The organism is Roseateles cavernae, from assembly GCF_040187885.1.
GTDB lineage: Bacteria > Pseudomonadota > Gammaproteobacteria > Burkholderiales > Burkholderiaceae_C > Roseateles_E > Roseateles_E cavernae.
In genome coordinates this window covers 749,394-767,239 of the sequence record NZ_JBDPLH010000001.1, presented here as the reverse complement: position 1 = coordinate 767,239, position 17,846 = coordinate 749,394, and the positions used below count along the sequence as shown (strand labels likewise).

At 68.2% G+C, this 17,846-nt stretch carries 21 protein-coding genes; 10 read left to right on the top strand and 11 right to left on the bottom strand.

From position 1 onward, the window contains the following. Positions 1 to 24: 24 nt before the first annotated feature. Both ABGI63_RS03760 and ABGI63_RS03755 read right to left on the bottom strand, forming a co-directional pair. Positions 25 to 552, bottom strand: coding sequence for an SRPBCC family protein (locus tag ABGI63_RS03760; protein ID WP_349741122.1), 528 nt, complete (start codon positions 550 to 552; stop codon positions 25 to 27). 38 nt (positions 553 to 590) lie between these two features. Continuing rightward, a complete protein-coding gene (locus tag ABGI63_RS03755) occupies positions 591 to 1,007 on the bottom strand; it encodes a YciI family protein (RefSeq protein ID WP_262972243.1) in 417 nt (138 codons plus the stop codon). A 164-nt stretch (positions 1,008 to 1,171) separates the two neighbouring features. On the opposite strand from ABGI63_RS03755, the gene ABGI63_RS03750 reads away from it, so the two are divergent. Both ABGI63_RS03750 and ABGI63_RS03745 read left to right on the top strand, forming a co-directional pair. Continuing rightward, positions 1,172 to 1,639, top strand: a complete 468-nt coding sequence (locus ABGI63_RS03750; RefSeq protein WP_349741121.1) for an Rrf2 family transcriptional regulator — start codon at positions 1,172 to 1,174, stop codon at positions 1,637 to 1,639. Further along, the gene (locus ABGI63_RS03745) at positions 1,629 to 2,531 is read left to right on the top strand and encodes an NAD(P)/FAD-dependent oxidoreductase (protein ID WP_349741120.1); all 903 of its coding nucleotides are present in this window, start codon (positions 1,629 to 1,631) and stop codon (positions 2,529 to 2,531) included. Before ABGI63_RS03750 ends, ABGI63_RS03745 begins: the two co-directional genes overlap by 11 nt. A 158-nt stretch (positions 2,532 to 2,689) precedes the next feature. On the opposite strand, the gene ABGI63_RS03740 is transcribed toward ABGI63_RS03745, so the two are convergent. Continuing rightward, positions 2,690 to 3,040 (bottom strand): YciI family protein, encoded by a 351-nt coding sequence (locus ABGI63_RS03740; RefSeq protein ID WP_137945330.1) that lies wholly within the window; start codon positions 3,038 to 3,040, stop codon positions 2,690 to 2,692. A 79-nt stretch (positions 3,041 to 3,119) separates the two neighbouring features. Next, entirely contained in the window at positions 3,120 to 3,299 is a 180-nt protein-coding gene (locus ABGI63_RS03735; RefSeq protein ID WP_349741119.1) for a hypothetical protein, read from the bottom strand. Positions 3,300 to 3,558: 259 nt separating this feature from the next. Here ABGI63_RS03735 and ABGI63_RS03730 point away from each other — a divergent pair, with 259 nt between their 5' ends. Next, positions 3,559 to 5,193, top strand: a complete 1,635-nt coding sequence (locus ABGI63_RS03730; RefSeq protein WP_349741118.1) for a hypothetical protein — start codon at positions 3,559 to 3,561, stop codon at positions 5,191 to 5,193. Positions 5,194 to 5,272: 79 nt separating this feature from the next. Here ABGI63_RS03730 and ABGI63_RS03725 read toward each other — a convergent pair whose 3' ends face one another. Continuing rightward, positions 5,273 to 6,400, bottom strand: coding sequence for a DSD1 family PLP-dependent enzyme (locus ABGI63_RS03725; RefSeq protein WP_349741117.1), 1,128 nt, complete (start codon positions 6,398 to 6,400; stop codon positions 5,273 to 5,275). An 86-nt stretch (positions 6,401 to 6,486) separates the two neighbouring features. Here ABGI63_RS03725 and ABGI63_RS03720 point away from each other — a divergent pair, with 86 nt between their 5' ends. Beyond that, complete coding sequence (locus ABGI63_RS03720; RefSeq protein WP_349741116.1) at positions 6,487 to 6,843, top strand: DUF1428 domain-containing protein; 357 nt, start codon at positions 6,487 to 6,489, stop codon at positions 6,841 to 6,843. 8 nt (positions 6,844 to 6,851) lie between these two features. Here ABGI63_RS03720 and ABGI63_RS03715 read toward each other — a convergent pair whose 3' ends face one another. Next, positions 6,852 to 7,709, bottom strand: a complete 858-nt coding sequence (locus tag ABGI63_RS03715; protein ID WP_349741115.1) for an oxidoreductase — start codon at positions 7,707 to 7,709, stop codon at positions 6,852 to 6,854. 119 nt (positions 7,710 to 7,828) lie between these two features. Between ABGI63_RS03715 and ABGI63_RS03710 the strand changes: the two genes are divergently transcribed. Beyond that, complete coding sequence (locus ABGI63_RS03710; protein WP_349741114.1) at positions 7,829 to 8,806, top strand: LysR family transcriptional regulator; 978 nt, start codon at positions 7,829 to 7,831, stop codon at positions 8,804 to 8,806. Positions 8,807 to 8,817: 11 nt separating this feature from the next. On the opposite strand, the gene ABGI63_RS03705 is transcribed toward ABGI63_RS03710, so the two are convergent. Genes ABGI63_RS03705 through ABGI63_RS03695 form a run of 3 tightly spaced genes read right to left on the bottom strand, consistent with a single transcriptional unit; the run spans position 8,818 to position 10,385 of the window. Beyond that, positions 8,818 to 9,216 carry a VOC family protein gene (locus tag ABGI63_RS03705; protein ID WP_349741113.1) on the bottom strand — a complete coding sequence of 133 codons (399 nt, stop codon included), beginning with the start codon at positions 9,214 to 9,216 and terminating at the stop codon, positions 8,818 to 8,820. A 44-nt stretch (positions 9,217 to 9,260) separates the two neighbouring features. Further along, positions 9,261 to 9,713 carry an SRPBCC family protein gene (locus ABGI63_RS03700; protein WP_349741112.1) on the bottom strand — a complete coding sequence of 151 codons (453 nt, stop codon included), beginning with the start codon at positions 9,711 to 9,713 and terminating at the stop codon, positions 9,261 to 9,263. A 45-nt stretch (positions 9,714 to 9,758) separates the two neighbouring features. Continuing rightward, entirely contained in the window at positions 9,759 to 10,385 is a 627-nt protein-coding gene (locus ABGI63_RS03695) for a TetR/AcrR family transcriptional regulator (RefSeq protein WP_349741111.1), read from the bottom strand. Between the two features lie 109 nt (positions 10,386 to 10,494). On the opposite strand from ABGI63_RS03695, the gene ABGI63_RS03690 reads away from it, so the two are divergent. Then, the gene (locus ABGI63_RS03690; RefSeq protein WP_349741110.1) at positions 10,495 to 11,565 is read left to right on the top strand and encodes a saccharopine dehydrogenase family protein; all 1,071 of its coding nucleotides are present in this window, start codon (positions 10,495 to 10,497) and stop codon (positions 11,563 to 11,565) included. Here ABGI63_RS03690 and ABGI63_RS03685 read toward each other — a convergent pair. Beyond that, positions 11,555 to 11,911 (bottom strand): cupin domain-containing protein, encoded by a 357-nt coding sequence (locus tag ABGI63_RS03685; protein WP_349741109.1) that lies wholly within the window; start codon positions 11,909 to 11,911, stop codon positions 11,555 to 11,557. The two genes, ABGI63_RS03690 and ABGI63_RS03685, sit on opposite strands and share 11 nt — an antisense overlap. A 241-nt stretch (positions 11,912 to 12,152) precedes the next feature. Here ABGI63_RS03685 and ABGI63_RS03680 point away from each other — a divergent pair, with 241 nt between their 5' ends. Further along, positions 12,153 to 14,354 (top strand): helicase-related protein, encoded by a 2,202-nt coding sequence (locus tag ABGI63_RS03680; RefSeq protein ID WP_349741108.1) that lies wholly within the window; start codon positions 12,153 to 12,155, stop codon positions 14,352 to 14,354. A 15-nt stretch (positions 14,355 to 14,369) separates the two neighbouring features. After that, entirely contained in the window at positions 14,370 to 15,041 is a 672-nt protein-coding gene (locus ABGI63_RS03675) for a glutathione S-transferase family protein (protein ID WP_349741107.1), read from the top strand. 31 nt (positions 15,042 to 15,072) lie between these two features. Here the strand turns inward: ABGI63_RS03675 and ABGI63_RS03670 are convergent, their stop codons facing one another. Continuing rightward, on the bottom strand, positions 15,073 to 15,993 hold the full coding sequence (locus ABGI63_RS03670; protein WP_349741106.1) for an amino acid ABC transporter substrate-binding protein: 921 nt from the start codon (positions 15,991 to 15,993) through the stop codon (positions 15,073 to 15,075). Positions 15,994 to 16,088: 95 nt separating this feature from the next. Between ABGI63_RS03670 and ABGI63_RS03665 the strand changes: the two genes are divergently transcribed. Then, on the top strand, positions 16,089 to 16,784 hold the full coding sequence (locus ABGI63_RS03665; RefSeq protein WP_349741105.1) for a class I SAM-dependent methyltransferase: 696 nt from the start codon (positions 16,089 to 16,091) through the stop codon (positions 16,782 to 16,784). A gap of 101 nt (positions 16,785 to 16,885) precedes the next feature. Continuing rightward, positions 16,886 to 17,794: a c-type cytochrome gene (locus tag ABGI63_RS03660; RefSeq protein WP_349741104.1), complete on the top strand. Its 909-nt coding sequence runs from the start codon at positions 16,886 to 16,888 to the stop codon at positions 17,792 to 17,794. Positions 17,795 to 17,846: the final 52 nt, after the last annotated feature.

Genomic DNA, 17,846 nt, shown 5'->3' with positions numbered 1-17,846 from the left:
TTGCTTGGTGGGTGGGTGGGTGATTCAGTGCTGCTCGGCCAGGCTTTTCAGGTTCGCCAGCCCGTCCTCGAAGTCCTGGCCGATCATCTGGTCCATGCTGATGAAGACGCCGATCAGCTTGGAGACAAAGGGCGAGGGGCCTTGCATGGCCCAGCTCACCTGGGTGGCGCCGCCCTCGGGCCTGAGCCTGAACTCCACCTGGTTATGGGCCTCTAAGGGCTTGACGAAGTCCAGCCTCATCGCGACCCGGCTGGGCGCGGTCACTTCGGTGATCTCCATGCTGCCGACACCGACCTTGTCGCTCTCCCAGCCATAACGGGCGCCAGGGCCGGCGGTGACGGCGCTGTACTGGCCCTTGATGGCTGGGTCCTTCTTCTCGTAGGGGTTCCAGCGGTTGAAGCCCTTCAGATCATGGATCAGCGCATAGATCTTCTCGGGCGGCGCCTGGATGCGGGCGCTGCGCTCGACGCGGAAGCTGTCGGGGCGGGTGGCGGCATAGATCAGCAGCAGGGCCAGGGCGGCGACGATGACGAGGGCAATGGTCTTGATCATTGGATGTTTTCCCTGAAGTTTGATGTTAACGATGTGACTCAGTTCTTGTAGGGCGGCAGCTCGCGGAAGCGGTCCACGGAGGCCTGGTCCTCGAAGTCCTCCAGCTCGTAGAGCCGGCGCACCTCGATCTCGCAGAGCTGGTCGCGAAAGGGCGCCGGAAAGCGCCGCGCCCATTCCATCGCCTCTTCGCGCGAGCGCACCTGGATCAGCGTGTAGCCGGCGATCAGCTCCTTGGTTTCGGCGAAGGGGCCGTCGATCAGCAGCCGCTGGCCGCGCTGGTGGCGGATGCGCCAGCCCTCGCTGCTGGGCCTGAGACCGTTGGCATCGAGCAGCACGCCGGCCTGGGCCAGCTGCTCGTGGAAGGCGGCCATCTCGGCCATCAGCCCGTCCTCGGGCGGCGGCATCACGCCGGCTTCGCTCTGGGCCGTAGCCCGGACGATGATCATGTAACGCATGGTGTTCTCCTTGGCTGGGTGGAGCGTTTCGTCGGCCCCTGCATGCACGACGAAGCAGATCGGACGAAATCGACAAGACCATCGACACAAAGGGTTTTATCGAAACCAGATGGTTTTCACCGAAACGGTTTGACGTTCTCAGATCATGAAACATATGATGTTGCATGACTAGAGACAGCCGCCTCTCCGCCGTTCTGCATGTGCTCTTGCACCTGGCCGAAATGGACGGCCCCGCCACCTCCGAAACGCTGGCCAAGGCGATGGGCAGCAACCCGGTGGTGCTGCGCCGGCTGCTGGGCGGCTTGCGCGAGGCCGGCTTTGTCGCCTCGGAGAAAGGCCATGGCGGCGGCTGGTCGCTGGCCTGCCGGCTGGCCGATATCAGTCTGCGCGATGTGCACGAGGCGCTGGGCGCGCCGACCCTGCTGGCCATCGGCCACCGCTCGGAGCACCCCGACTGCCTGGTCGAGAAAGCCGTCAATGCGGCCTTGGGCAGCGCCTTCGCCGAGGCCGAGGCCCTGTTGCTGGCACGACTGGGGGGCGTCAGCCTGGCCCAGCTGTCCGCTGACTTTCATCAACGCCTGCAATCCCACCGGGGTGCGGCCCATCAACACCACCACGACCATGACTTTTGATGCGCTTGTCATCGGCGGCAGCTTCGCCGGCCTGTCCGCCGCGATGCAGATCGCGCGCGGGCGCCGCCGGGTCTGCGTCGTCGACGCCGGCGCGCCGCGCAACCGCTTTGCCAGCGCCTCGCACGGCTTCTTCGGCCAGGACGGCGAGGCGCCGCTGGCGATGATCGCGAACGCGCGCGCGAAGCTGCTGGCCTACCCCAATGTGCGCTTCATCCAGGGACTGGCCGTCGGCGCAGCGGCCGAGGCCGGCGGCGGCAGTTTCTCGGTGGTGCTGGACAGCGGCGAGGCGCTGCGCGCGCGCAAGCTGGTGCTGGCCTGCGGCATCGTCGACCGCCTGCCCGAGGGCATCCCGGGCCTGCACGAGCGCTGGGGCCGGACCGTGCTGCACTGCCCCTACTGCCATGGTTACGAGTTCAACGGCCGGCCGCTGGGCGTGCTGTGGGTTGCACCGATGTCGGCGCACCAGGCCCAGCTGATTCCCGAGTGGGGCCCGACCACCTTGTTGCTGAACGGCCGCGAAGCTGAGCTCGATGGCGAGATGCGGGCCCAGCTGCTGGCGCGCGGCGTCAGTCTGGAGCCGGCGCCGCTGGCAGGCATGGAAGACGGCGGCGTGCGCCTGCGCGACGGCCGGCTGATCGAGATCGCGGCCCTGTATCTGGCCAGCCGCACCGAGATGGCCAGCCCGCTGGCCGAGCAGCTGGGCTGCGAATTCGACACCGGCCCCTTCGGCCCGGTGATACGCACTGACGCCTTCAAGCAGACCACGGTGGCCGGCGTCTACGCGGCCGGCGATGCCGCGCGCGTGCCGCACAACGCCACTTTCGCCTCGGCCGACGGCGTGATGGCCGGCGCCTCGGTGCATCAGGCCCTGGTGTTCGGGCCGCCGGTCTGAGGGCGGCGGTTCAGCCCAACCGCACGGACTGCGGCCGGGCCTTCGTCGGGCATCGCCGATTCCGCAGGGCCTCGCCATGACTCAGCCCAGCCGCACGAGACGCGTCTGGGCCTTCGTCGGGCGTCAGTGAGTCCGCAGGGACTCGCCTCGGTCCCGACTCAGTCCTCGTAGCAGGGGGCGATGCGGCGGACCTCGACGCTCGCCCACTGGGCAGCCGGGCATTCGGCGGCGATGGCCAGCGCCTCCTCGCGGCTTTCGCAGTTCAGCAGGAAATAGCCGCCCACCAGCTCCTTGGCCTCGGCAAATGGCCCGTCGGTCAGCACTCGCCGGCCCTCGCGCATCTGCAGGCGCACACCGGAGGTGGCCAGTGAATTGGCGCCCACCAGCAGACCCTTGGCCTGCAGATCGGCGCCGAAGCGCCCCATCTGCTCACAGGCATCACGGCCCGCGTCAAGGCCGCGCTCCGCGCGCTGGCCGGTGGGTTCAACGATCAAAAGCAAGTAGGACATTCGTACTCCCCGGTATGGATGGTGCGCGTGATTGTGCAGATTTCCAGCGCGGGCTGGGTGATGTCGCCGGTCTCGGCGCTCAGCGCGGCTTGTACATGCCCGCCAGCCGCTGCATCTCGCCGCTGGCACGCAGCTGGGCCAGCTCGGGCCGTTTGCTCAGGGCCTGCTGAGAGAAACCCACAAAAGCCTGCTGGCTCGACAGCAGATAGGCCGGCTCCAGCCGCGCCGGCACCCGCTTGGTCCAGATCGGGTCGGCCAAGGCCTGCTGATGGGCGATCTCGATGCTGAGCCGGTCGTTCGCATAGCAGTCGTCGATCTGGCCACCGGCCAGCGCGTCGCGGCCGTTGCGGAACTCGAGCTTGCTGAGGCGTCGCCACCGTCTTCCTGGCCGTGGCGAAAAGGCGCGGGTTCTGCGGGAACGTCGTTGCTCCCGCGCCCAGACCCTCCACCTTGAGGATGCGGCCGTCTGATCCGGGGGCCTAGCCTGAGGGCCGGTATCTCCAACGAACGAGGGCGCCATGACCGGTCCATGCAAACTCAGCACCATCTTCGCCGCCGTGTTCCTGACCGGCTGCAGCACCATCAACCCCTACCAGCGCAGCGAGGCCCTGGACAGCGACCTGATCACCAAGGAGGGCGCGCCGGGTACTCAGCTCACAAGCTATGCGCAGAATCTCGGTCCCGCCCTGCGCGACCTGCATCTGCAAAGGGTTGAATGGTTCGACTCCCTGTCCAGTCACGCCCGCACGGCCCATCTCTCCTCGCTGGCGGTCTACAGCCTGAGTGCCTGGGGGCTCTATCAAGGCCTCAAGCCGGGATTCGTCAAGGACGGCGTCGCCAGCGAAGCCACCCGACGCAATGTCGCCAAGGCCGGCATTGGCGCCGGTTCGGCCTACGCCGTCGGCAATCTTTTTCTCAACCCGAAACACGATGAAACCTATGTCGAGGGCTTCAAGGCCCTGTCCTGCCTGATGGCTCGGGCGAGGCCCTATCTGCTGAGTCCGCAGGCCTACGAGCAGCTGGTCTCAAGCACCAGCCTTGCCCCGACCTATATGCCGACCCTAGAGCCATCCCTGAGCGACCGCATCCGCCATCTGGACGCTGTGGTGCTGCGCCTGCGCTTTCAGCACGGCATTCCGCGCAACGACAGGACGACCTTCGAGGGCCGAGCACTACAGGAAGCCGAACAGGCGCTGCGCCAGGCCCGCAAGACGCTGCTGTCGGGCGAGCAACTTCGCGCCCGAATCGACAGCGCGGCGTTCCAGCTGCGGCGACAGGGCGATCTGATCGTTGCGGCGGTCAGCGAGGAACTGCGGCGCAACAATGTGGGCATCGTCGAACCCGAACTTCTGCTGGCCAATCTCAAGGCCGTCACCGGGCGATTCCAGGCCATCGCGCCCGTGCCCGAAAGCGGCGAGCCCGGGGAGGCTCAGGAGGAATCCGATGCGCCGGCACCGGTGGCCGGTGCGGCAACGCCGGGAACGCCGGCGGCCAAGACCCTGGACCCCGCCGTGGCGCAACAGTTCGCCGAGGTCAACAAGCGGCTGGAGGCCTTGATCAAGAGCAACCCCAATGCCGAGAGAGCGCTGGCCTCAGAGCAGAAGGCTGCAGCCAAGAACGCCCAGCACCGCGACCGGGAGCTGACCGAGCTGCGCAAAAAGAACGCCGAACAGGACAAGGCGATTGCCGCGCTCAACCGGGTACCCCGCCTGGCCGACACCGAGTTTGTCGAAGTGGTGGAGCAGACTGCCCTGCTCTATGCGACACGCCGGGTGGTCAACCAGTTCCTGGTCAACCACTACGATATGGCGGGGCGGGTGCGCAATATTCCCGAATGCCGTGGCGGCGGCGGCGCTTCGTTGGCCGTCTTTCCGGCCGACGACCGCACGGTGCAGCGCGGCAGCAGCTATCGCTTCCAGATCAGCGGCGCCAAAGGCGTGCCGGCGGTGTCCTTGCAGGGCAATCCAGGCACGCCGCCGGACAATCAACGCAGCCTGACCGTGAGCCTGGAGGGCACGGTCGTCATCGTCGACCTGCACATCGGCAGCAACGCCCCGGAAGGCGAGTTGCGTCTGCTCATCAGCGATGCGGTCGGTCGCGGCTCGGAAGAGATCGTGCTGAGCGTGCCGGCGGCCAAATCGGACAACAAATAGCGCAAACGCCGGCGTCGTCGCTGCGCGCCATGGATCCGGCGCAAGCCTGGGCCGCCGCCACTGCGAATGGCTCAGCGGCTCAGCGGCTCAAGCCCCGCGCCGCGATCGGCCAGACAGCCTCGACCCGGCCGGCGCGCAGCGCGACGATCTCGTCATGCAGATTCAAGGTGGGGTCGCAATGGCCGGGCACCAGCAGCAGCTGGCGGCCCAGCGCCGGCCGGGGCACACTCGCATCGGCGAGCTGCACGAGGCCATGCTCGTCATTGGCTGAGACATAGACCAGCCCGGCCTCGTCCCAGAGCGTCGGCAGTCCGGAGTCCACCGCCAGCGACTTCAGCCCGGCGTCGACCACCACACGATCGCCGCTGCCCTGGCTCATCACCGTGGTGGCGACAAACAGGCTGTGCTCGAAGCGCAGCGCCTGGCCGTAGTCGTTGCGCCCGTAGTCGCCGTCCATGAAGACATAGGAGCCCGGCTGCAGCTCGGTGTAGACACCCGAGTGCAGATCGAACTCGGCGCTGCCCGTGCCGCCGCCGGTCACGGTCTCGCAGCGCACCCCGGCCTGGGCCAGCGCCGCGACGACCGCGGCCGTGCGCGCCGCCGCCGCGGCCACCGCCTCGCGCCGCTCGGCATGGCCGCGCAGATGCTGGAGCGCGCCGTGATAGGCCTGCAGTCCCTTGAAGCGCAGCTGCGGATGGGCGGCAATCGCCTCGACCAGGCGCAGCACGGCCAGCGCCTCGGCGACCACGCCGCAGCGGTGCTGGCCGATATTGATCTCGACGAAGACATCGAGCCGGCTGCCGGCCTCAGCCGTGGCCGCAGCCAGCGCCGCGACCTGCTCGGCGTGGTCGACACAGACGCTCAGTCGGCCTTGCAGCGCCAGCCGGGCCAGCAGTGCGGTCTTGGCGGCGCCGACCACCTCGTTGCTGATGTGGATGTCGCTGATGCCGGCCTGCAGAAAGGGGATGGCCTCGCTGACCTTCTGGCAGCAGATGCCCAGCGCGCCGCGCGCGATCTGGGCCTGGGCGATGGCCGGGCACTTATGCGCCTTGGCATGGGGGCGCAGGGCCAGGCCGGCGGCTGCAGCGGCCGCCTGCATGCGATCGAGGTTGCGTTCGAAGGCGTCCAGATCGAGGATCAGGGCCGGCGTGTCGACGGCCGACAGCGGGTCGCCGGGGCGTGCGGCGGGGGGCAGGGCAAGGGTCATGGCAGTTTTTTCCTGGTGACTCGTCGATTTTGCGTGCAGCCCGGCGTCGTCTGGATTCCAAGCCAAACTTTTTCAGGAGCAGCGAAATGAGCTATGTCGATGGATTCGTGCTGGCCGTGCCGACCGCCAAGCGGGAGGCTTATCGTGAACTCGCGACAACCGCGGCCCAGGTCTTCAAGGACCACGGCGCCTTGTCGGTGGTCGAATGCTGGGGTGATGATGTGCCCGAGGGCAAGCTCACCTCGTTCACGATGGCCGTGCAGCGCAAGGAGGATGAGAGCGTGGTGTTCTCGTGGATCGTCTGGCCCTCGCGCGGCATGCGCGACGAGGGCATGAAGAACGCGATGGCCGATCCGCGCATGACGGCGATAGGCCCGGCCAATATGCCTTTCGATGGCCAGCGCATGATTTTTGGCGGCTTCGAGGTGATCGTCGACGCCTGATCGGGCACTCAGGCGCCGGCCGGGAAGTCGGTCGAGGCGGCCAGCGCTTGCCACTCCGCCGTTTCCTGCTCGACAAAGGCATGCTTGGCGCGGATCGTCTGCAGCGTATCGCTGCCCAGCGGCAAGCGCAGTGGCGGGCGCGAAGTCTCGACCAGCAGGATCAGGGCCTGGGCCAGGCGCTGCGGGTCGCCGGGCTGGTTCAGGCTGATGCGCTTGGCCGCCTCGCGCACCTGACCGGCGCTCGCCGCATAGTCCTCCAGCACCTTGGGCGACACGGCCAGCGACTGGCTCTCCAGAAAGTCGGTGCGGAAATAGCCCGGCTCGACCACCGTGGCATGGATGCCCAGCGGCGCCAGTTCGGCGTGCAGCGCCTCGGTCAGGCCTTCGACCGCAAACTTGGTCGAGCAATAGACACCGAAGCCGGCTCCCGACTGGTAGCCGCCCAGCGAGGAGATATTGATCAGATGGCCGCTGCGGCGCGAGCGCATGCTCGGCAGCACCGCCCGCGTGACGTTCAACAGGCCGAACACATTGGTCTCGTAGAGACGCCGCACCTCGTCGCCGCTCGCCTCCTCCACCGCACCGAGCAGGCCATAGCCGGCGTTGTTGACCAGCACATCGATGCGGCCGAAATGGGCCAGCGCTGTTTCGACCGCATGGGCGGCATCGGCCTCGCGGGTCACATCCAGCGGCAGGGCCAGCAGCCCGGCCTGGGCACCGAAGCGCTGGTGCAGCGCGGCACTGTCACGCGCCGTCGCGACAACCGCATCGCCATGGGCCAGCACGGCCTCGACGAGGCGGGCACCGATGCCGCGCGAGGCGCCGGTGATCATCCAGACACGCTTGAAAGAAGGGGAGGAGCTCATGGTCGTTTCCTTGCAGAAAAGTGATGGGGTGAGCTCAATGTAGGTGTTGGATTGCGCGCCAACTAGCCCACAATCCATGCATTGATCCGCAAGATAATCATGACAATTCGAGGACTTGCATGGCTTTCAACGAACTGCGCGCCGTCGCCACCTTCATCAAGGCCGTCGAGCTGGGCAGCCTGCGACAGGCCGCCACATCGCAGGGCATCACGCCGCAAGCGGCCAGCCTGTCGCTGAGCCAGTTGGAGGCGCATCTGGGGGTGCGGCTGATCCATCGCACGACGCGCAGCCTGAGCCTGACCGAGGAGGGCCGCGCCTTTCTGGAAGCCGCTCAACCGGGTCTGGCGACGCTGCAACGCGCACTGCATGGCGCGCGGCGCGGCCGCGACGAGATCGCCGGGCCGCTGCGCATCGCGGCGCCGCGCTCCATCATGCTGCCGATGCTGTGGCCGGTGCTGGAGGAGTTCTGCCGGCGCCACCCCGAGGTCGAGCCCGATGTGCAGCTGGACGATCGCATCGGCAACTGGGTCGAGGACCGCATCGATGTCGGCTTTCGTGCCGGCAGCCCGCCGGCCGAGGGCGTCGTGGCGCGACGGCTGCTGCCGATCCAGCTGATCGTCTGCGCCGCGCCCCGCTATTTGCAACGCCACGGCGTGCCCACCAGCATCGACGAGTTGCTGTCCTCACAGCACCGCTGCAGCGGCTTCCGCCACCCGGCCACCGGCAAGCTGATGAGCTGGGACTTCAGGGTCGGCGAGGACATCGTCTCGCGCACGATCCCGGCGCGGCTGTGCACCAACGATGTCGAGCTGGAAGAGAAGGCCGTGCTGGCCGGAGAGTTCATCGGCCAGCTGGTCGGCGTCAGCGCCGCGCCGCTGATACGCGCCGGCCTGCTAGTACCGCTGCTGACCGACCATGTGGCCGAGCACCTGGGCTTGTATGCCTACTACGGTAGCCGGCTCGCACAGCCGGCCCGGGTGCGGGCTTTCATCGATCTCGCGGTGGAGCGGGTGGCGGGCAACCGCGAGTTCTTCCTGACGGCGCAGGAACTGCGCCAGCACGGGGCGGGGCCGCGGCGGTCGAAGAAGCCCGGCTGATGCCGACCCAGCTACTCGGCCGTGTGACAGGCCACACCGAGCTTGTTGCCCTCGGTGTCGCGGAAGTAGGCGCCGTAGTAGTGCGGGTGGTAGTCGGGCCGCAACCCCGGCGGACCCTCGCAGCGGCCGCCCAGGCGCAGCGCCAGCGCATGGGCGGCATCGACGCTGGCTCGATCAGCGGCCAGAAAGGCCGGCATCTGACCATTGCCCGGCAGATGGGCCTGGCCGTCATGGGGCCGGCCGATCAGGAATAGCGGGCGGCCGTTGGCGCTTCCCGGCGTCTGCCAGCCGGCCCAGGGGCGATCATGATCGCAAAAGCGCGGCGGCAGACCCAGGCAGGCCATCAGCGGCGTGTAGAAGGCCAGAGCGCGTTCGAAGTCGCTGACGCCGACAAAGACGTGGGAAAACATCGACGGGCTCCCGGTGGCCAGATGGAGGGACGGACCGCTGGATGCTACTGGCGGATCTCGGGCTCGACCAGCTGGGCCAGCAGGGTCAGCGACTCCTGCCAACCCAGATAGCAGGCCTCGGCCGGAATCTGGGCCGGTATGCCCTGCTGCTCGATATGAACCTCGGTGCCGCAGAACACGGCCTTCAGCGTCACGGTGGTGCGCATCTCGCCGGGCAGGTTCAGCGCCGCATCAAAGATGGCTGTATAGCTCAGCCGCTCATGCGGAACCAACTCCAGATAACGGCCGCCAAAGCCATGGCTTTGCTGGGTCGTCAGATTGGTGAAGGACATGCGATAGCCGCCGCCGACCCGCGCATCCATCTCGTGGACCGTGCCGGTGAAGCCATGCGGGGGCAGCCATTTGCTGAAGGCCGCCGCATCGAGGAAGGCGCGGTAGATGCGCTCGGCCGGCGCGCGCAGCACGCGGTGCAGACGGATGGTGGTGGTCGTGCTCATGGCGATCAAACCTTTCTGGCTTGGGGGTTCGGAGCGGGGCTCGGTTCAGGCGCCGGCGCGCGCTGCGGCCAGCAGGGCTTGCAGCGCGCCGAGCAGCACATCGGTGGCCTCCTCGGCACTGAGCAGGGCCGAGCTGACGAAGGCGCCGTTGACCAGCAGCGCCAGCTGGGCGGCCAGTGGGTCGGGGCGCGCCACGCCCAGCCGCCGGGCGATGTCCTGCAGCCGACCGCGCAGCGCCAGCATATGGCGCTGCGCGACCTGGCGGGCCGGGTGATCCTGCTCGGCGAATTCGGCGGCCACATTGATCTGCGGGCAGCCGCGGTAGTTGGCGCGGGCCAGGCGTTCGCCGATCCAGCGCATATGGGCGGCCAGTTCGCCGGCGGGGTCGTCGGCATGCTGCGCGGCCACGCTGTCCCACAGCGCCCAGAACTCCAGATCCTCGCGCTCCAGGAAGGAGACGATCAGATCGTCCTTGGTGGGGAAATAGCGGTACAGGCTGGTCTTGGCCACCGCCGCCTCCTGCACGACCAGATCGACGCCGACGGCACGCACGCCGCGCTGATAGAACAGCGTGGACGCGGTGTCGAGGATGCGGTCGCGCACATCCGGCACCGGCTCGATGGCGACACCGCCCGCAGCCTTGGCCGCACGTTTGATGGCCGCACCGGCCATCGGATTTCGTGGGGAACGGGGGGTTGGTGTGTTGACCATGCTTGACATGATACAGACCTGTCTGTAATCATTAAAGAACAGACAGGTCTGTATCTACCGAAAGGACATCATGCCAACATCCACCAGCAAGCCCTTTTCCGCCGCCTCCATTGCCGTCTACGGTGCCAGCGGCACTACCGGTCGATTCGTCGTTGCTGAAGCCCTGCGCCGCGGGCTGAATGTGGCCGCGGTCGGTCGCAATGCCGCGCGGCTCGCGGAGATGTTTGCGTCGGCGGCCGTGACCCACCGGGTCGCAGCGCTCGACGACGACGCCAGTCTTGAACAGGCTTTTGCCGGCTGCGCCGTGGTGATCAACTGCGTCGGGCCGTTTCTCGACACCGCCGCGCCGGTGGCCCGGGCGGCCTTGCGGGCCGGCAGCCACTACATCGATGTGACGGCCGAACAGGGCAGCGCCCAGGCCAGCTTTGCCGAGCTCGATGCACCGGCGCGCGCCGCCGGCCGGGTCGTGATCCCGGCGGCCGGCTTCTATGGTGGCCTGGCCGACCTGCTGGCCAGCGCGATGGCCTCGGCCGGCACGATCGATGCGATCACGGTCGCGATCGGACTGGACCGCTGGTGGCCCACCCATGGCACGCGCGAGACCGGCGAGCGCAACAAGCTGCCCCGCCTGGTGGTCAAGCAAGGCCGGCTTGCGCCGCTGGTGCCGGCGGCCGAGCCACAAGACTGGCGCTTCGGGGCGCCGCTGGGCCGCTTGCCCATGGTCGAGCTGCCGTTCAGCGAGATCATCACGCTCAGCCATCATCTGGAGATCGGTGCGATCCGCTCCCTGCTCAACCGCTCGGCGCTCGAGGACATCCGCGATGCCACGACGCCGCCGCCCACCGCGGTGGACGACAGCGGCCGTTCGGCCCAGCGCTTCGAGCTGCAGCTGGAGCTGCTGCAGGACGGTGTCAGCAAGAAGGCCGGCGTGCGCGGGCAGGACATCTATGCCGTGACCGCCCCCATCGTCATCGAAGCGGCCCGGCGCCTGCTGGCGCCCTCGTATCGGCTCAGTGGTGCACTGGCGCTGGCAGAGGCGGTGGATCCGGCGGACATGCTGAGCGCCCTGCACGCGCAGCGGGCGCTGGAGGTGTTCGGGCAGGTGGGGGCCGGCGACGCTGCCGACCTCTTCAGGCCGTGACCCAGACCTTGCGCACAGTCTCCAAGGTGCGCCAGGTGCCGGTGTAGCCGGGCTTCATGATGAAGCAGTCGCCGGCCTTGTAGATGACCGGCGGGTGGCCGTCCTCGGTGATCTCGACCCGGCCGGACAGGATCAGGCAGAACTCCCAGGTTTCGCCCTTGATCGAACGGTTGACGCCCGGCGTGGCCTCGAACACGCCGGCGCGCACCTTGCCGTCCTTGGCGCTGTCGACCTCCCAGCTGCGGCAGACGATATCGCCCTCGATGACACGGTCGGCCGGCGGCCGGTATTCCTGCGCCTCGCCGAGTTGGTCGAAGTTGAAGGGGACGAGCAGATGGTTTGACATGCAGGAGGACGCCTCTCGGCAGTTGATCAGGGATGGCTTGATGCTAGGCAGAACCGGCTCGGACGGATGCCGAAGTCGGTGCCCGCAACGGCGACATCTGCGCGATTGGCAGGGGCTGGCAGTGCATTCTTCTGCCAGAGCAGAGGCACAGCCCGCCGGCCTCTTGTGTTCCACTCCCCAAGTGCCTGATACAAAAACTCTCCCCACTCCCGCGCCGGCCGCCCAACTCCCGCCGGCCACGATGCAACTCCCGAACCCGCGCCACGCGGCCCGCCTGCCGGCCGACATCGCGCCCGAGCAATGGCAGCGCATCCGCCAGGCGGCCTATCAGCTGCCGCAGGTGCTGACACCCGGTGATTTCGATGGCGAGACCGGACACGAAGATCAGCTCGACAAGCTGGGCCTGATCCAGATCCAGAAGGCCACCAAGGCCAGCAGCGGCGCGCGGCCCAGCCGCTGGATCGCGCCGCGCCTGATCGCCTCGGCGCTGGCCCATCTCGATGTGGTCGGCACCGCCCCGACGGTGCGCGCGCTGATGCAGCAGCGCACCGCCCAGATCGAGACCGCGCTGGGCCTGAGCCGTGAAGGCCAGCGCTGGAGCCGGCTGTGCAAGCTGGTGCTCAAGCTCGCCGAGCCGGGCTGGCAGATTCCGGTCAGCTACCGCGCCGAAGTCGCCGATGACGCGCCGATCTGGGCCTTCTACCGCAGCGGCGATCTGCACGCGCTGAAGGCCGCGATCGGCCAGATGCCGGCCTACACCCATGCGGCCGAGCTGCAAGCGCATCTGGAGAATCTCTATCTGCGCAGCGAATCGGGCCACCCGGAACACCTGGACACGCTGCTGCCGCGCCTGCAGTCGGAGTGCGCGACGCCGCAGTCCTTCGAGACCCTGAAGGCCGGCTGCACGCGGGCCCAGGACCGCTGGGAACATCGCGTCGCCGAGCTCAATGCGCTGGCCGGCCTGAACCAGGATCTGGCCTTCCAGGGCTATCCGGACACCTTCGACATCGCGCGGCGCATGCAGCGCACCGTGACGCTCTACGTCGGTGCGCCCAATAGCGGCAAGACCTATGCGGCCTTCGAGCGCCTGGCCCAGGCCCAGCAGGGGGCCTATCTGGCGCCGCTGCGCCTGCTGGCACTGGAAGGGCGCGACCGGCTGGTGGGCCGCGGCGTGCCCTGCTCGCTGCTGACCGGCGAGGAGAATGTGCCGGCCGAGAACTCGCGCGTGGTCTCCAGCACCATCGAGATGGTCAACACCAACAAGCCCATCGACGTCGCGGTGATCGACGAGGCGCAGATGCTGTTCGATCTGTACCGCGGCTGGGCCTGGACCCAGGCCATCGTCGCGGTGCCGGCCAATGAGCTGATCATCATCTGCAGCGCCTATGCGGTGCCGGCGATCGAAAGCCTCTTGGGCCTGTGTGGCGAGCGCTGCACGGTGCGCCATTTCGAGCGCAAGCAGGAGGTGCAGCTGTTGCCGGCGCCGGTGCCGATCGCGGCGCTCAAGCATGGCGACGCGGTCGTGGCCTTCAGCCGCCGCGAGGTGCTGATGCTGCGCGACCAGATCGGCGCAGCCGGCCATCCGGTCTCGGTGATCTACGGCGCGCTGCCGCCCGAGGTGCGACGCCGCGAGGCCGAGCGCTTTGCCAATGGCGCGACCCATATCCTGGTGGCCACCGACGCGATCGGCATGGGGCTGAACCTGCCGATCCGCCGCGTGCTGTTCAGCACGATGACGAAGTTCGATGGCCAGGGCGACCGCACACTGGAAGTCACCGAGGTGCACCAGATCGCCGGCCGCGCCGGGCGCTACGGCATGCATGACGAGGGCTTTGTCGGCGTGCTGCGCGAGGCCGAACCGACGGCGGCGCGCACGCTCAAGGAGCTGCTGCCCAAGAGCCCGCGCGCGCCGCGCGACTTCAAGGCCGCAGTGGCGCCGAACTGGTGGCATATCGACACCATCGCGCAGCGCCTGGGCCTGAAGAAGCTGCATGGGGTGCTGATGGTCTTCATGGACCAGCTGCTGCTGGACAACGCCCATTTCGAGGTGGCCGAGCTGGAGCAGATGCTGGCGCTGGCCGAGCAGCTGGACCGCGCGGCCGGCGGCCTGCCGCTGAAGGCCCGCTTCATCTATGCGCAGGCGCCGGTGGACAGTCGCACCGACAGCCAGGTGCAGGAGTATCTGGACTGGGCCAGCCGCCACGCGCTGACCGGCACGGTCGGCGCGCCCTGGTTCCTCGATGATGTCGACGAGCACAGCCGCCTCGACCGCATGGAGCAGGCGCTGCGCTCCTGCACCCTGTGGCTGTGGCTGGACCTGCGCTTCCCGGGGGTCTACGGCCATGTGGCGGCCGTCGGGGATCTGCGCAGCCGGCTCAACGACGGCATCGAGCGCCATCTGAAGGGCAAGAAGCCGCTGTGGCAGACCCGCGGCCGCCGCTGACAACAGGAGCTTGGATTGATCACCGTTCACCACCTCAACAACTCGCGCTCCCAGCGCGTGCTGTGGCTGCTCGAAGAGCTGGGCCTGCCCTACGAAATCAAGCACTACCAGCGCGACAAGGCGACGATGCTGGCGCCGCCCGAGCTGCGTGCGGTGCACCCGCTGGGCAAGTCCCCGGTGATCACCGACGGCGCGCTGGTGGTGGCCGAGTCGGGCGCCATCCTCGAATACCTGGTGGACCGCTACGGTCAGGGCCGGTTCAAGCCCGCGGCCGATAGCGCCGAGGCGCTGCGCTACCGCTACTGGATGCATTACGCCGAGGGTTCGGCGATGCCGCCGCTGCTGATGAAGCTGATCTTTGACCGCCTCGAGCGCGGGCCCATGCCCTTCTTCGCCAAGCCGATTGCCAAGGGCATCGCGGCCAAGGTCAAGGCCGGCTTCATCCTGCCGGCGATCAAGAGCCATCTGGATTTCATGGAGGCCGAGCTGGCCAAGAGCCCCTGGTTCGCCGGCGCCGAGTTCACGGCCGCCGACGTGCAGCTCAGTTTTCCGCTCGAGGCAGCCGCCTCGCGCGGCGGGCTGGCCGGCGACCGACCCCGGCTGAGCGACTTCCTGAAGCGCATCCATGCACGCCCCGCCTACCAGCGCGCGCTGGAGCGCGGCGGGCCTTACACGCTATTGAGCTGAGGCCATGGGCCATCAGGTGCACGGCCCTCGCTCAGTTCGGCACCTGGTCGCTCGGATACTTCCAGAAGTCGCGCAGCAAATAGCTGATCGGCAGATTCAGCGCCGTCTGCTTCGGCGGTATCGGCTGCTGGAACCAGCGCTCATAGAGGGCATGGGCCTCGCGGCTGGCGATCAGGCGCTTCATCTCGGCGTCGACGACGCGCTTGAGCTCGGCGTCCTCGCGCGACATCATCACCGCCAGCGGCTCGATGGTCAGGAACTTGCCCACCACCTCCAGGCCCCGGGGATTCTTGCTGCCGGCGATCAGGCCGTAGAGCAGCACATCGTCCATCACGAAACCGTCGGCCTCGCCCTTTTCGACCATCTCGAAGGCGCGCCCATGATCGGGCGCCTCCAGCACCTGGATGCCCAGCAGGCGGTCGCGGTTGACGGCCTGGATCTCCTTGAAGCTGGTCGTGCCCTTGGTGGGCACCAGCCGGCGCTTGGCGAAATCGCTGAGCTCCTTGATGCCGGAATCGGCGCGCACCAGATAGCGCGAGCCGGTGATGTAGTGCGGCACGGTGAACGCCACCTTCTCGCGCCGCTCGGCGTTGTTGGTGGTCGAGCCGCATTCCAGGTCGGCACGGCCCTCGGCGATCACCGCGATGCGGTCGCTGGAGCTGACCTGCAGATAGTCGGTGGCCAGACTCTTGAGCTGCAGATGCTTGCGCAAGGCCTCGCCAAGCCGGTGGCAGAGGTCCAGCGCATAGCCGACCGGCCGACGCTGCGCATCCAGATAGGAGAAAGGCACCGAGGACTCGCGGTGCGCCAGCACGATGCGGCCGCTGGATTTGATGCGATCCAGCGTCGGACCGGCCTGTGCCGAACCGGGTTGCAGCGCGGGCTGAAGCAGCAGCAAGGTCAGCAGCAGCGCGTGGGCGGGGCGCCCATGACGGAATGCTTGGCTTTTCATCGTGTTCACCGCCTGGTTCTTTCGGATGGGCGGGAATATAGGCCCGGCCGGCCCTGCGGCCTGCCAACTCCTGCCGGTTTTTCGGGGCCGTCGTCGTGAGCCGGCCCTATGTGGTCAAGCAGGAGTGCATCGCCATCGCTGGCGTGGCGGATCTGCAGATCCGCTCGCTGCTGGACCGCCAGCAGTTCGACGACCCGCTGGGCGAAGCCCTGGCACGCGGCATCTCGTCGGCGGCCTGGCCGCTGTTCGGCCTGCTGTGGCCCTCGGGCCTGCACCTGGCGGCGGCCATGGCGTGCCGGCCGCTGCTGGCCGGCGAGAGCATCCTCGAGATCGGCTGTGGCCTGGCGCTGGCCAGCCTGGTCAGCCACCGGCGCGGCGCGCTGGTGACGGCCAGCGACTGCCATCCGATGGCGGCCGGCTTTCTGCTGGAGAACCTGCGGCTCAATGCGCTGGCGCCGATGCGCTACTGCCATGGCGACTGGGGCCCGGCCACCACCGAACGCGCTCAGAGCGCGCCGCGCGTGCAGGGCCGCTTCGATCTGATCATCGGCAGCGATGTGCTGTACGAGCGCGACGAGGCCGGCAGCCTGGCCGCCTTCATCGCGCTGCACGCGCGGCCGGCCAGCGAGGTCATCATCGTCGACCCGAACCGCGGCAATCGCCCGGCCTTCAGCCGCCATATGGTGACGCTGGGCTACCGGCTGCAGGAGACCGTCATCAAGCAGCCCGGCTACAGCGGCCGGCTGCTGCAGTACCGGCGCGACTCCCTGGCGACTCCCGGCCCCGCTTAGATTGTTTCAGCCCGGCTTCGTTTGTTTCAGCCCCGGTTTTTCGCTTCGGCCGGCGATTAAGGTGCGGCCCGGCCTGATGCCACCGAAGCAAGGAAACACCCATGACCCAGCGAACCTGGCTGCGCCGCAGCCTCTTGATACTGCTTGGCCTCACGACCGCCCTGGCCGCCACCGTCGGCCTGGCCCTGGCCCGCGCCGACTACAAGCTGCAGCGCCAGGTCGATCTGCGGGTGGCAGCCGTCCCGCTGCCGACCGATGCGGCCGCGCTGGAGCGCGGTCGCTATCTCTATCTGTCGCGCGGCTGCGTCGATTGCCATGACCGCGCCGGCGGCGGCAAGGTGCTGATCGACGATGGCAAGGGCTTGCTCGTGCGCGGCCCGAATATCGCGCAGGGTTCGCCGACCGTCGCCCACTACCGGGTCGAGGACTGGGTGCGCGCGATCCGCCATGGCGTCAAGCCCGATGGCCGGCCCGCCATCGTGATGCCCAGCGAGGACTACAACCGGCTCAGCGACGAGGACATGGGCGCGCTGATCGCGCATCTGCAGCGCATGCCCCGGGTCGAGGGCGGGCCGGCCATCGTCCAGCTGTCGCTGCCCTTCAAGGCCATGTACGGCCTGGGCCTGATCGAGGATGCGGCCGAGAAGATCGACCACAGCCTGCCGCCCTCGCCAGCGATGGCCTCGACCGTCAGCGTCGCGAACGGCGCCTATGTGGCCAGCATGTGCATAGGCTGCCACGGGCCCGGCTTCTCGGGCGGCAAGATCCCGGGCACGCCGCCCGACTGGCCGCCGGCCTCGAACCTGACGCCGGGCGAGGGCAGCGCGATGCCGGCCTACCAGAGCGCCGAGCAGTTCGCCACGATGATGCGCAGCGGCCAGCGCCCCGACGGCAGCGCGGTCAGCCCGGTGATGCCCTTCAACGCGCTGAAGGAATTGAACGACGCCGACCTGCACGCGATGTACGCCTATCTGCAGACCCTGCCGGCCAAGCCGGCGGGCCGGCGCTGAGGCGCCCGGAACCGGGCACGGCATCCCTATCTTGCAGGAGCAAAGCCGCCGC